Source organism: Rhizobium fabae, from assembly GCF_003985135.1.
GTDB classification, from domain to species: Bacteria; Pseudomonadota; Alphaproteobacteria; order Rhizobiales; family Rhizobiaceae; genus Rhizobium; species Rhizobium pisi.
On the sequence record NZ_ML133647.1, the window covers coordinates 380,175 to 393,558 of the forward strand.

Genomic DNA, 13,384 nt, shown 5'->3' on the forward strand with positions numbered 1-13,384 from the left:
AGATTAGACTTCCACACCTCGGCGGCGCCTTATGCGACCGACGAGGAATCCTCCTTCACAGCCTGAGCCACCGGGCTTGCGACGACGAGCCGGACGCCGGCATTCTCGATCATACGAGCTGCCTCTTCCGAGATTCCGTCATCGGTGATGACCACAGAAACGCGGTCGAGCGCGCAGAGAATGAGGCTCGACCGGCGATTGAATTTGCTTGAATCGACCATGACGACGAGCTCGTCGGCCTGGTGCATCAGTTTCTGCTCGCTCTGAATGATGAGGGCGTCCGCCTCCATGATGCCGAGCGGGCCGACGCCCTGCGCGCCGATGAACATCCGCCGCGCATAAAAGTTGCGGATCGCGTCATTGTCGAAAGGCGACAGGATGAGGCTCTGCTCGCGGTAGATCGCGCCACCCGGCACCGTCACGGTATTTTTGGAATGCTTCACCAGATGCTCGGCGATCGCGAAAGAATTGGTCATGACCTGCAAGCGGTGGCCGGCCATGTAATGCACCATCTGGAAGGTCGTGGTGCCGCCATTGATGATAATTGCGTCGCCCGCTTCGCAGAGATCGACGGCTGCGCGTGCAATTGCGCGTTTTTTATCGATGTTGACCGATTCTGAAACCCTGAAGGGCCGGCCGGCAAGATTGCCGAGTTGCGGCGGGTGCACCGCTTCCGCGCCGCCGCGGACACGACGGATCTTGCCCTGCACATGAAGAGCCGCAATGTCGCGCCGGATGGTCGCTTCAGAGGCTTCCGTCAGCTCGGAAATGTCCTGGATCGTAACGACAGACTTTTCCTGAACGGCGCTTAGGATGATGCGATGGCGTTCGCGTTCGTGCATTGGGCTCCTCCTCTTGTCATATTTATTTCGTATCCGTTAAAGGCTGTCAATCATAAACGATCACAAATTTTCATATTGCGTTGCACAATAATCGAATTTGATCGTTTTCGATTGACAAGTTTGGCTTTGATGAGCGATACCGTCAACGAAAAGGGGCGCGAACCTCGCGTCCCGATGATGATATATATGGGAGGATGACATGGCGGCGAACGTCCGGCTTCTGGAAAACCGGTGGGATGATGGTTACGCGGCAGGTCTCGACGAGCCCGGCAAACTTCTCTATCGCTCCAATCTGCTCGGCGCCGACAAGCGCATCACTAATTATGGCGGCGGCAACACCTCGGCGAAGGTGATGGAAACCGATCCGCTTGACGGCGGCAAGGTCAAGGTGCTTTGGGTCAAGGGCTCCGGCGGCGATGTCGGCACCATCAAGCTCGACGGTTTCGCGACACTCTACCAGGACAAGCTGGAATCACTGAAGGCCATCTACAAGGGCGTCGAGGACGAGGATCGCATGGTCGGCTTCCTGCCGCACTGCACCTTCAACCTCAACGCCCGCGCCGCCTCGATCGACACGCCGCTGCACGGTTTCGTGCCTTTCACCCATGTCGACCACATGCATCCGGACGCGATCATTGCCATCGCCGCGTCGAAGAATTCGAAGGAATTGACGCAGCAGATCTTCGGCGACGAGATCGGCTGGCTGCCGTGGCGCCGTCCGGGCTTCCAGCTCGGCCTCGACCTCGAAGCCTTCGTCAAGGCGAACCCGAACGCTAAGGGGGTCGTGCTCGAAAGCCATGGTCTCTTCACCTGGGCTGATGACGCCAAGGCCTGCTACGAACTGACGCTCGATATCATCAACAAGGCGATCGTCTGGTTTGCTGGCCAGACCGAAGGCAAGACGATTTTCGGCGGCGCGGTCACGCAGAGCCTGCCGGTCGCCGAACGCCGTGCCATTGTCGCTCGGCTGATGCCGGAGATCCGCGGCCGCATCGGCAAGCAGGAGCGCAAGCTCGGTCATTTCGACGATCAGGACGCCGTGCTCGAATTCGTCAATTCCAGGGATCTGCGCCCGCTCGGCGCACTCGGCACCAGTTGCCCGGATCACTTTCTGCGCACCAAGATCCGTCCGCTGATCGTCGATTTCGACCCGGCCAAGCCGGATATCGACGCGATTGTCGCTGGCCTCGACAAGGCGCTGGAGGATTACCGCGCCGATTACGCCCGCTATTACAACGACTGCAAGCATGACAATTCGCCCGCCATGCGCGACGCCAATCCCGTCATCTTCCTCATTCCCGGCGTCGGCATGCTCTCCTTTGCCCGCGACAAGGCGACGGCCCGCATCGCCAGCGAATTCTACGTCAACGCTATCAACGTCATGCGCGGCGCCTCGACCGTATCGGAATATCAGGGCTTGCCGGAGCAGGAAGCTTTCGACATCGAATACTGGCTGCTCGAAGAGGCGAAGCTGCAGCGCATGCCGAAGCCGAAGAGCCTTGCCGGCCGGGTGGCCTTCGTCACCGGCGGCGCCGGTGGCATCGGCCGGGCGACGGCTGCGCGTCTGGTCGGCGAGGGCGCTTGCGTCGTGCTTGCCGATATCGACCAGGCGGCGCTCGAGAGCACGGAGGCCGATTTCGTCAAGAGATACGGCGCCGACGCCGTCCGCAGCGTGCGGCTCGACGTTACCAAGGAAGATGCGGTGATTGCCTCCTTCGCGGAAGCCTGCGTCGAATTCGGCGGCATCGACATCCTCGTCTCGAATGCCGGCATTGCCTCCTCCGCGCCGATCGAAGCAACCGAGCTATCGACCTGGAACCGCAATATCGATATTCTCGCGACCGGTTATTTCCTCGTCTCGCGCGAGGCTTTCCGGCTGTTCCGTCGCCAGGCGCTCGGCGGCAATGTCGTCTTCGTCGCTTCGAAGAACGGTCTCGCCGCCTCGCCGAACGCGTCCGCCTATTGCACGGCAAAGGCTGCCGAAATCCATCTCGCCCGCTGCCTGGCGCTCGAAGGCGCGGATGCCGGCATCCGCGTCAATACCGTCAACCCGGACGCCGTTCTGCGCGGCTCGAAGATCTGGAGCGGGGAATGGCGCGAACAGCGCGCCGCCTCCTCGAAGATCGAGGTGGACGAGCTCGAGGAACATTACCGCAAGCGTTCGATGCTGAAACTCAACGTGTTTCCGGAGGATATCGCCGAGGCGATCTACTTCCTGGCGTCTGATCTTTCGGCCAAGTCGACCGGCAACATCATCAACGTCGATGCCGGCAACGTGCAGAGCTTTACGCGGTAAGGCTTGGTCTCTTCTCCCCGACGGGGAGAAGATGCCGGCAGGCAGATGAGGGGGACGCAGAGCGAAGCGATGCGTGTTCTGAGCGGGAGGCGAAGGACGATTAGCGTCCTGCCGTGTAGCCCCCTCATCCGACCCTTCGGGCTACCTTCTCCCGACTGGGGAGAAGGGAAGAAAGAAACAATCGGGAGGAAGAAATGGCCGAATTCAGGATCGCGCAGGATCTGATCGCCAGTGAAAACGACAAGCGGGCAGCCGCGCTGAAAGCCGATTACGAGGCGCTGGGTGCGAACCTTGCCCGTCGCGGCGTCGATATCGAGGCGGTCACCCGCAAGGTGGCAGAGTTCTTCGTTGCTGTTCCTTCCTGGGGTGTGGGCACCGGCGGCACGCGCTTTGCCCGCTTTCCCGGCACCGGCGAGCCGCGCGGCATCTTCGACAAGCTCGACGATTGCGCCGCCATCAACCAGCTGACGCAGGCGACGCCGAATGTTTCGCTGCATATCCCCTGGGACAAGGCGGATGCACGGGAATTGAAGGCCAAGGGCGATGCGCTCGGCCTCGGCTTCGACGCGATGAATTCGAACACCTTTTCCGATGCGCCCGGCCAGGCCCATTCCTACAAATACGGCTCGCTCAGCCACACCGATGCGGCGACACGCGCCCAGGCGGTCGAGCATAATCTCGAATGCATCGAGATCGGCAGGGCGATCGGTTCCAAGGCGCTGACGGTCTGGGTCGGTGATGGCTCGAATTTCCCAGGTCAGAGCCATTTCACCAAAGCTTTCGAGCGCTACCTCGCCTCGATGGCCGACATTTACAAGGCGCTCCCCGACGATTGGAAGCTGTTCTCCGAGCACAAGATGTACGAGCCGGCTTTCTATTCCACCATCGTGCAGGATTGGGGCACCAACTATCTGATTGCCCAGACACTCGGCCCCAAGGCCTATTGCCTCGTCGATCTCGGCCACCATGCGCCCAACACCAATATCGAGATGATCGTCGCCCGGCTGATCCAGTTCGGCAAGCTCGGCGGCTTCCATTTCAACGATTCGAAATATGGCGACGACGATCTCGATGCCGGCGCGATCGATCCCTATCGGCTGTTCCTCGTCTTCAACGAACTGGTCGATGCCGAACAGCGTGGTGTCAATGATTTCAACCCGGCGCACATGATCGACCAGTCGCACAATGTCACCGACCCGATCGAAAGCCTGATCAACAGCGCCAACGAAATCCGCCGCGCCTATGCGCAGGCGCTGATCGTCGACCGCAAGGCGCTCGATGGCTACCAGCAGGACAATGACGCGCTGATGGCGTCTGAAACGCTGAAGCGTGCCTATCGCGCGGATGTCGAGCCGATCCTCGCCGAAGCCCGCCGTCGGGCGAGCGGCGCGATCGACCCGATCGCCGTCTACCGCGCCAGCGGTTACCGCAAGAAGGTGGCGGCCGAACGCCCGGTTTCCGTTGCCGGTGGCGGCGGCATCATCTGAGAAATATGCTTGCCGGCAGCGCGGGGGTGAAACGCTGCCGGCAATCGCCGCTCACGGTTTCCAGGCGCCGGCGATCTGGCGGGTGGCGATGTTCAGCCGGTTCCAGACGTTGATATTGGCGATGGCAATGACGAGTGCGGCAAGGCTCCTGCCGTCATAGTGCCGCGTCGCCTCGTCCCAGATCTCGTCCGGCACCGGGTCGGCGCGGTCGCTGACGCGGGTCACCGCTTCGGTCAAAGCAAGGGCCGCCCGTTCGGCGTCGCTGAAATAGGGCGTGTCGCGCCATGCGCTGACGGCGAAAAGTCTTTCATCCGTCTCGCCGAGCTTCTTTGCGATGCGGGGATGGCCGTCGATGCAGACGCTGCAGCCGTTGATCTGGCTGGCGCGCAGATTGACGAGTTCGAGCAGCTTTGGCGAAAGGCCTGTTTCGGCTGGCACCTGGCTGAGCGCATTGAGCGCCTGCATGGCCGCGGGAAGGACGAGGGCGGGATTTCCCATTCTCTCCTGCATGATATGTCTCCTTGATACGTTTATCGTTTGACGATCCGCCGGCGTCGTCACATCGGCCGGGTTTCATTCGTCATGGCTTTGACGGAACGCAGCGGAGGAATGTGACAAATGGACGAGAAAAAATGGCTGGCCGATGAGTTCGAGGCGAACAGGCCGCATCTGAGGGCTGCCGCCTATCGCATGCTCGGCTCGCGCAGCGAGGCTGATGATGCCGTTCAGGAGGCCTGGCTGCGGCTGAGCCGCACCGATACGACCGATGTCGGCAATCTCGGCGGCTGGCTGACGACCGTGGTGGCGCGCATCTGCCTCGACATGCTCCGGGCGCGCAAGACCCGGCGTGAGGAGCCGCTGGAGTTGCCCACTCATGCCGGGATCGCCGATCCGGCCAGGGATCCGGAGCGCGAGGCGGCTTTTGCCGATTCGGTCGGGCTGGCGCTGCTCGTCGTGCTGCAGACGCTGGCGCCTGTCGAACGTGTCGCCTTCGTATTGCATGACATGTTCGATCTGCCTTTCGACGAGATCGCGCCGATCATCGGCCGTTCGTCCGCTGCCACCCGTCAGCTGGCAAGCCGCGCCCGCCGCCGGGTGCAGGGCTTGGACGAAGCGCCTGATGTCGATTTCGGGCGCAAGCGGACGATCGCCGAGGCCTTTCTGACGGCGTCGCGCAATGGTGATCTGGAAGGCTTGCTCGTGGTGCTTGCTCCTGACGTCGTCTTCCGGCCGGATGCGACGGCGGCCCGCTTCGGCACCATTGGTGAAATGCGCGGCGCAGCTCAGGTGGCCGAAGCCTTCAAGGGCCGGGCGCAGGCGGCCGAAATCGCCATCGTCGACGGCGGGCTCGGATTCGTCGTACAGATCGCGGGCCAGCTTCGCGTTGTGGTGGCGCTGACGATCGCCGATGGCAGGATCGCCGCGATCGATGCCATTGCCGATCCGGATCACCTGGAACAGCTTGACTATTCAATCCTTCGGGATTGAAAATAAAGGCGAATTTACCCGATCTTCGAAACAGGCGCGCTTCGGAAGGAGCGCGCCGCTTACATTTTCCCACGGCGATAGGCTGCGTCATTTTCCTTGACAGCGTCGCCCTCCGCTTTATTCTATTATAAAGATTTGTATAGCATAACTATGGAATTGCAGTGATGCGGTTCCCTGAGCCCTATCTAACTTCTCCAACATCCTTCCATAACGACCCGCACACGGATGACGAGGAGTGATCCCGTCCGAGACTTCGAAAGGAATGCATGCCATGTCCGGCGATCAGGCGAAGAAGCCGCTTCTCCTCACCAATCTCAAACCGATGGCTTTCGGCGCGGGCACATCCGAGGGGGTAATCGACATTCTCGTCAATGCCGACGGTAGGATCGCCGAGATCGGTCCGTCGTTTGCAGTCTCGCAGGATGTGACACGCATCGACGGCAAGGGCGCCTTCATTTCGCCCGGCTGGGTCGATTTGCACGTGCATATCTGGCACGGCGGCACTGACATTTCCATTCGTCCGTCCGAATGCGGCGTCGAGCGCGGCGTCACCACGCTGGTCGATGCCGGTTCGGCTGGTGAGGCGAATTTCCACGGTTTCCGCGAATATATCATCGAGCGCTCACGCGAGCGTATCAAGGCCTTCCTGAACCTCGGCTCGATCGGTCTCGTCGCCTGCAACCGTGTTGCAGAACTCAGGGACATAAGGGATATCGATCTCGACCGCATCCTCGAAGTCTATGCCGAAAACAGCGAGCACATCGTCGGCATCAAGGTGCGCGCCAGCCATGTCATCACGGGTTCCTGGGGCGTCACGCCGGTAAAGCTCGGCAAGAAAATCGCCAAGATCCTAAAAGTGCCGATGATGGTGCATGTCGGCGAGCCGCCGGCGCTTTATGACGAAGTGCTGGAGATCCTCGGCCCCGGCGACGTTGTCACCCATTGTTTCAATGGCAAGGCCGGTTCGAGCATCATGGAGGACGAGGACCTCTTCTATCTCGCCGAGCGCTGCGCCTCCGAGGGCATCCGTCTCGACATCGGCCACGGCGGCGCCTCCTTCTCCTTCAAGGTCGCCGAAGCGGCGATTGCGCGTGGGCTTTTGCCGTTCTCGATCTCAACCGACCTGCACGGCCATTCGATGAATTTTCCGGTCTGGGATCTGGCGACGACGATGTCGAAGCTGCTCAGCGTCGGCATGCCCATCGACAAAGTGGTGGAGGCCGTCACCCATGCGCCGGCATCCGTCATCAAGCTGTCAATGGAGGACCGGCTTTCGGTCGGCTCGCAAGCGGAATTCACCATTTTCGACCTTGTCGATTCCGAGCTCGAGGCCACGGATTCCAACGGCGACGTCTCGGTTCTCAACAAGCTGTTCGAGCCGCGCTACGCGGTTATCGGCGCCGATGCCTTCGCCGCCAGCCGCTATGTGCCGCGGGCACGCAAGCTCGTGCGCCATAGCCACGGCTATTCCTACCGGTAGGATCCGCTGGGAGGGGCAGGGTTCAACGGTTGCGCCAGCCCATCAGCTTTTCAATCCGTTCCGCCGAACTGCGCACATGCGCGGTATAGTGGGTTTCGTCGGAAAAGGCCTTCTGCTCCGGCAGGACGATGGAGATGGTGGCGACGCACTGGCCGTCGCGATCGCAAATCGGCGAAGCGATGCAGGCGACCGCATAATCCGATTCCCCCGCCTGGATCGACAGGCGCGACTCAAAGGCCTTGCCGGCGGCTTCCGATAGGGTGCCCGGGTCGATCTCGGCACGGCCGGTAGGTGACGAGCGGGCGCAGCGCTTGAAGAGCTCGATGCGCTCATCCTCGGGCAGGTGGCCGACGAGCAGACGGCCCGAGGCTGTCCAATTCAGCGGCACACGCGTGCCGACGCGGGAGGCCACCTGGAAGTGGCTCGGGCCGTCGGCCATGGCAAGCACCAGCATATAGTCGCCGTCGCGGCCGCAGACCTGCACGGTTTCTCCGGCCTGGCGGCAGAGATCGTGCATTTCGTGGGTGGCGATGCTCATGAAATCCAGCGATCGGGCATAGGCGAGGCCGTAATGATAGAGCCGCGCGCCGAGCCAGACCGAGCCGTCCACCTGGCGCGTCAGCATGTTCTTTTCCACGAGATCGTCGACGATGACATAGACAGTCGACAGCGGCGCCTTGACCGCCTTGGCAATGGCATAGACGCCGGCCGGCGACCCCGTCTCGTAAAGATGATCGATCACCTGAAGCGCGCGGTCGATACCGCTGACGCGCGCACGCCGCGTGCCCTTGCCGCCGCTTTCATCGGCAAGGCCCTCATCTTCGGAGTAAGCTTCAGGTGATGTTTTTCCGTCCAATTCCACGCACCTCATGAAAACTGCGGTCATGTTACATTACTATGGCATAGCGGTCGCTGTGGCAAATCGCAACATCTTGTAGGTTGATCGCCCGATCCTCTAACGCGGGTCGGCGTCGTGACGATCGCGCCGTCGTCGGTGGCGAGCACACCGCTGAAAGGCTGATCCCGCGATTTGAGGAGGGAATGGAATCTATTGTTCCCTCGCGTATCGGGACGTTGCCATCAAACGACAAAGGCCGCCGCTTCGTAAGGCGGCAGCCCTTGACGGGGGCAGGGAGAGATCCCCAAACTTTCAGACGGCGTTATCAGCCGAAGCAGGGCATCGCCGGCAGATTGGCGCGGCTAGCAAGCGCGCCGATCATGTTGCCCACTGACGTCGGGCGCGGTTCGCGTTTACCGGCGGCCGTCTCCAGGAGTTGCTTGAAGTCTTCAAGCTTCACGCCGTCGGCGCGCAACACCATGGCGATCAGGGGGTCGCGGAGGGCTTCGGATATCGTCAGGTCGTCTCTGGTCTTTCTCATGGCTTGTCCTCCTTTCGTGGGCGGTCGCCCGTGTTCCACTCCCGCCGTCACGCCCTTGGCGTTGACTTTCGCGGTGTGTGGTGTTACCGGTAAGTAACAATATAGTTGTTACCGATCGGTCACATTGATGTCAAGGACTTCGTCCGCAAAAAAATCAGAAACTTCGAATGAAATCTCCGCAGCCGTTTCAGAAGATCGCATCCCGCCGCGGGAGCGTATCGTCTCGACCGCCCTGGAGCTTTTCCGCGAGCACGGCATCCGCGGCATCGGCGTCGATGCCATCGCCGACGCGGCTCTCACCAACAAGATGACACTCTACCGGCATTTCGGCTCGAAGGACGAACTCGTCTGCGAGACACTGCGCCGGGCCTCCGACAAGGCGGGCGCAATCTGGCGCGAGCTGGAGGCAGAGCATCCCGGCAATCCACGCGCTCAGCTGGATGCCTGGGTGGATATGCGGGCGCAATGTCTGAACGGCGAGCCCGCCGGTTGCGATCTCGCCAACGCCGCCATCGAGCTCAAGGGTGAGGGTCATCCCGCCCATGAGATGATCGAGCGGCACAAGGCCGAGCAGCGTGATCGCCTAGTCGCGCTCTGTTCGGCGGCCGGTGCGCGCGAACCCCAACTGCTTGCCGATACTCTGACGCTGCTCCTCGAAGGTGCGCGCGTCAGCCGCCAGGCCATGGGCGCCGATGGATGCTGCGGGCATTTCGCCAAGGCCTGCAGGGCGGCGATCGCCTCTTTCGCCTGAACCGTTTCGGGAACCTTACCGTTTCGGCGTCGTTCTCCCGTGAGGGAGTGACATGGAGGCAGAGAGATGAATTATGTCTATCTCAAGCACCTGTATGCCAAACGCGCGGAGCTCGAAGCCAAGCTGGAGCTTCATGATGCGCGTTATTGCTTCGGCGACGAGGAGGTTGATGACGGCACCGACAGCGATCTGCGCCAGCGGTTGAGCGAGATTTCCGAGGAAATTGCCGCGTTGGAGAGCCGGCCGGGCCGCTAATGCAATGTAAAGGCGTGCGGCGGTTTTGCGTCAGGATTGCGCAAGACCTTAATCGCCGGCGCTGAGGATCTCCATCGTCCGCTCGTCGAATTTTCCCTGATAGAAACGCTCGATCGCCCGGTGAAAGGGCGAGCCGTGATCGCTGATCGCGGCAAACAAGGTCATCGACGAGCGTAATTTGAGGTCGTCGGGCGAGCCCAGGATCTCATGCGCGGATCGGCCGGTAACGGACAGAATTGCTTCGACGCAGCGCAGCAGCCGGCTCGAGAGAATGGGATCGGCGAGATAGGCGACCGCTTCCTCGGCCGAACGGATCGCATATTTCTCGGCCATCGGCGAGGTGCCGAGACCGGCGATCTGCGGGAAGATGAACCACATCCAGTGGGAGGTCTTGCGTCCGGCCTTCAGCTCGGAGAGCGCCCGCTCATAGACGCCGTTCTGGGCGTCGATGAAGCGGTGAAGATTGTAGTCGACATCACCGGCCATGGTCCTTTTCCCTTCTCTGCTGTCAATGCAGCCTGGGCCAAGGTTTCCATGCCCGGCGGTACTTTTTGCGGTCAGCAGACCCTTTCGGCGTAAGGGCTGCTGTCACGGCAATGGCCGTAGGTCTGATGATGCGGCGTGTTGTCGCCTGATGTGGCCGCAATGGCCGATGTCGTCATCGGATCCGTATTGCCGGATGAATATGCGGCAAACCCGGCAAAGCTCAAGACAAGCAGCGCTCCGACCACGACAATTCGCTCGAAGCCCGAAAGTTTCTGGGCGCTGACATGTTCCACATAGTCGCGCTCGCCCAAGCCGGTGGTCTCATCCTCTTTCACATGGAGGGTCACCATATCCTGGCGACGGGTCAAATTTTCACGATCTGTCATTTCAATTACTCCTGCAACGCATGCGGAGCCGGTTCCTAAGAGCAAACCTCTTACCCTCATGCCGAGCCCACTCCTCATGCGAGCAGCATGTGTGTCTTCGATCGCGGCAATTGAAGGGGCGATCTGCAAACTCAGTGTTCAAAAAATCGTCCTAATAAATGCAAAATATCGTGAAGCTCTGGCTCGTTGGAACGATCCGGGGTAGGTCAGGAGATCACCTTCCGTCTGGATCGTCCCATGAGCAAATCCTTCGGCGCGATGTCGGTCGCGCAGCTTTCCACTCTCATTCAAGGCGGTGCGGCCGATCCGGTCGATGTGGCCGAGGCGGTCTTCGAATCCATCGCAAATTATGCCGACAAGGCCGTGTTCACCACGCTCACTGAAAGCCGGGCTATGGAGGAGGCGCTCGCCTCCTCGAAGCGTTTGCGGGAAGGGCGCTCGCTCGGATTGCTGGACGGCATTCCGATCGCCTGGAAGGATCTTTTCGACATGGAAGGCCTGGCGACGACGGCCGGTTCCATTGTCCTTGCCGGCGATGCGCCGGCAAGGCACGATGCGGCCGTCGTCGGTTTGCTCAGGCAGGCGGGCATGGTCGCCGTTGGCCGCACGAATATGAGCGAATTCGCTTTTTCCGGCCTCGGCATCAATCCGCACTACGGCACGCCGGTAAATCCGCGCAGCACCGATCTCCCGCGCATTCCGGGTGGTTCGTCCTCCGGTGCGGGCGTCGCCGTTGCGGCCGGGCTGGTGCCGGTTGCCATGGGAACGGATACCGGCGGCTCTGTGCGCATTCCCGCCGCCTTGAACGGCATCGTCGGCTACAAGGCGACGCGCGGCCGGTATGCGATGGAAGGCGTCTATCCGCTGGCAAAAAGCCTGGATTCGCTGGGGCCGCTCTGCCGTGCCGTCAGGGACGCAGTCTGTATCGACGCGGCGATGCGCGGGCTGACGGCGCCTGTTGTCGCCGAACGTCCCTTGCAGGGGCTGGAACTCGTCGTGCCTGAGAATATCGTTTTCGACGGGGCCGAACCCGGCGTCGTCGCCGCGTTCGAGGCAGCATTGGAACGTCTTCGAAAGGCCGGTGCCAATGTTGCCCGCATCGTCATCCCGGCCTTCAACGAGATTTTCGATCTGATGACGAGATATGGTCCGCTGGTGACGGCGGAGGCTTTTGCGCTTCACCGCGAACGCTTGGCGGGACCGGATGCCGACCGCATGGACCACCGCGTCGTCATGCGCACCCGGCTTGGAAGCAAGACGACGCTGCCCGATTACCTCAGAATCCTCGAAGCGCGCAGCCGCCTCATCGTCGATGTCGAGCGTCTCGTCGGCGACCGCCTGATCGCCTTTCCCGCAGTTGCCCATGTCGCTCCTCCGATTAAACCGCTGGCGCAGGACGATGAACTGTTCTTCGCGACGAACAACAAGACGCTGCGCAACACCGCGCTCGGTAATTTCCTCGACTGGTGCGGCGTCTCCATTCCCTGCGGCACCGGTGAGGCCGGGATGCCGGTCGGCCTGCTGCTTTCAGCGACTGCCCGTCGCGACGAAGCGCTGCTCGGTACGGCGCTTGCCGCCGAGGCGATCATCCGCGACGATTTTGCCTGAATTTGCAATTGACCGCCGGGATTTAGTGGCCATTGATGGCATGAGGAGATCTCGGAGGACAGCACGTGCAGGTTTTGCAAAACGGACGTTTCGCGGTTTCGACATGGTCGCTGCATCGGCTGCTCGGCGCCGTTTATGCCTATAGTCCCGATCCTGACAAAAGTGCCGCGCCGAAAGAACCTTATGGTCCCGGTGCGGCTGCGCTGATCGACGTGCCGGCGGCGCTTGCGGCCCGCGGTATCAACCGGCTGGAGGTCTGCTCCTTCCATCTGCCGAGCCTCGACACCGCCTATATAAGTAAACTGCGCGACGCGATGGCGGCGTCGAACGTGCTGTTCCAGACGCTGCTCGTCGAGGACGGTGATCCCAGTCATCCCGAAACGGCCGAACGCGACGTCGAGTGGATGGCAGAGTGGATCGGCATTGCGGCTACCCTCGGGGCGCAGAAGATGCGGGTCATCGCCGGCAAGCAGAAGCCGACGGAGGAAAATCTGACCCGCGCCGCCCGCCATTTGCGCTGGCTCGGTGAAAAGGCAGAAGGCAGCGGTGTGCGCGTCGTCGTCGAGAATTGGTTCGATTTGCTGCCGTCGCCCGTCGAAATGAACTGGCTGCTGGACCGGCTGGACGGCAAGGTCGGGCTCAACGGCGACCTCGGCAACTGGGCGGCGCCTGCGAAATATCAAGGCCTCGCCGATATCATGCGCCGGGCGGAAATCTGTCACGCCAAGGCTGATTACGGTACTGCCGGCCTCGATGCCGAGGATTACCGCAAGTGCCTGGAGATGTGCGAAAAGGCCGGCTACGCCGGCCCCTTCACGCTGATCTACGACTCGCCCTTTTTCCCCGATGAATGGGACGGCATCCTGCTGCAAAAGCAGTTCATCGAGGATTTCCTGCGAGAGGCGCCGGCAGTCAGGACGGCTTAG

General features: G+C 61.4%; 14 protein-coding genes. 8 read left to right on the forward strand and 6 right to left on the reverse strand.

Annotation, left to right across the window (positions count from 1 at the left end; all coding sequences use genetic code 11):
• Window positions 1-29 precede the first annotated feature (29 nt).
• A complete protein-coding gene (locus EFB14_RS07705) occupies window positions 30-842 on the reverse strand; it encodes a DeoR/GlpR family DNA-binding transcription regulator (RefSeq protein ID WP_125848447.1) in 813 nt (270 codons plus the stop codon).
• Window positions 843-1,041: 199 nt separating this feature from the next.
• Between EFB14_RS07705 and EFB14_RS07710 the strand changes: the two genes are divergently transcribed.
• Both EFB14_RS07710 and rhaI read left to right on the forward strand, forming a co-directional pair.
• Complete coding sequence (locus EFB14_RS07710; RefSeq protein WP_126824152.1) at window positions 1,042-3,138, forward strand: bifunctional rhamnulose-1-phosphate aldolase/short-chain dehydrogenase; 2,097 nt, start codon at window positions 1,042-1,044, stop codon at window positions 3,136-3,138.
• 194 nt (window positions 3,139-3,332) lie between these two features.
• Entirely contained in the window at window positions 3,333-4,625 is a 1,293-nt protein-coding gene (gene rhaI, locus EFB14_RS07715; protein WP_126824155.1) for an L-rhamnose catabolism isomerase, read from the forward strand.
• Window positions 4,626-4,676: 51 nt separating this feature from the next.
• Here rhaI and EFB14_RS07720 read toward each other — a convergent pair whose 3' ends face one another.
• Complete coding sequence (locus EFB14_RS07720) at window positions 4,677-5,135, reverse strand: carboxymuconolactone decarboxylase family protein (RefSeq protein WP_126824158.1); 459 nt, start codon at window positions 5,133-5,135, stop codon at window positions 4,677-4,679.
• Window positions 5,136-5,243: 108 nt separating this feature from the next.
• On the opposite strand from EFB14_RS07720, the gene EFB14_RS07725 reads away from it, so the two are divergent.
• Both EFB14_RS07725 and EFB14_RS07730 read left to right on the forward strand, forming a co-directional pair.
• A complete protein-coding gene (locus tag EFB14_RS07725) occupies window positions 5,244-6,113 on the forward strand; it encodes a sigma-70 family RNA polymerase sigma factor (RefSeq protein ID WP_126824161.1) in 870 nt (289 codons plus the stop codon).
• 262 nt (window positions 6,114-6,375) lie between these two features.
• Window positions 6,376-7,593, forward strand: a complete 1,218-nt coding sequence (locus EFB14_RS07730) for an amidohydrolase/deacetylase family metallohydrolase (protein ID WP_376772341.1) — start codon at window positions 6,376-6,378, stop codon at window positions 7,591-7,593.
• Between the two features lie 22 nt (window positions 7,594-7,615).
• On the opposite strand, the gene EFB14_RS07735 is transcribed toward EFB14_RS07730, so the two are convergent.
• The gene (locus tag EFB14_RS07735; protein ID WP_126824468.1) at window positions 7,616-8,464 is read right to left on the reverse strand and encodes an IclR family transcriptional regulator; all 849 of its coding nucleotides are present in this window, start codon (window positions 8,462-8,464) and stop codon (window positions 7,616-7,618) included.
• Between the two features lie 292 nt (window positions 8,465-8,756).
• Entirely contained in the window at window positions 8,757-8,972 is a 216-nt protein-coding gene (locus EFB14_RS07740) for a hypothetical protein (protein ID WP_097616360.1), read from the reverse strand.
• A 127-nt stretch (window positions 8,973-9,099) separates the two neighbouring features.
• Here EFB14_RS07740 and EFB14_RS07745 point away from each other — a divergent pair, with 127 nt between their 5' ends.
• Window positions 9,100-9,723 (forward strand): TetR/AcrR family transcriptional regulator, encoded by a 624-nt coding sequence (locus EFB14_RS07745; protein WP_126824167.1) that lies wholly within the window; start codon window positions 9,100-9,102, stop codon window positions 9,721-9,723.
• Between the two features lie 66 nt (window positions 9,724-9,789).
• On the forward strand, window positions 9,790-9,978 hold the full coding sequence (locus EFB14_RS07750; protein WP_126824171.1) for a hypothetical protein: 189 nt from the start codon (window positions 9,790-9,792) through the stop codon (window positions 9,976-9,978).
• A 48-nt stretch (window positions 9,979-10,026) separates the two neighbouring features.
• Here the strand turns inward: EFB14_RS07750 and EFB14_RS07755 are convergent, their stop codons facing one another.
• Window positions 10,027-10,464 (reverse strand): DUF1810 domain-containing protein, encoded by a 438-nt coding sequence (locus EFB14_RS07755; RefSeq protein WP_126824175.1) that lies wholly within the window; start codon window positions 10,462-10,464, stop codon window positions 10,027-10,029.
• A gap of 71 nt (window positions 10,465-10,535) precedes the next feature.
• Window positions 10,536-10,814: a hypothetical protein gene (locus EFB14_RS07760; RefSeq protein ID WP_126824471.1), complete on the reverse strand. Its 279-nt coding sequence runs from the start codon at window positions 10,812-10,814 to the stop codon at window positions 10,536-10,538.
• Window positions 10,815-11,087: 273 nt separating this feature from the next.
• On the opposite strand from EFB14_RS07760, the gene EFB14_RS07765 reads away from it, so the two are divergent.
• Together EFB14_RS07765 and EFB14_RS07770 are read left to right on the forward strand one after the other, a co-directional pair.
• Window positions 11,088-12,458: an amidase gene (locus EFB14_RS07765; RefSeq protein WP_126824178.1), complete on the forward strand. Its 1,371-nt coding sequence runs from the start codon at window positions 11,088-11,090 to the stop codon at window positions 12,456-12,458.
• Window positions 12,459-12,523: 65 nt separating this feature from the next.
• Complete coding sequence (locus EFB14_RS07770) at window positions 12,524-13,384, forward strand: sugar phosphate isomerase/epimerase family protein (RefSeq protein ID WP_126824181.1); 861 nt, start codon at window positions 12,524-12,526, stop codon at window positions 13,382-13,384.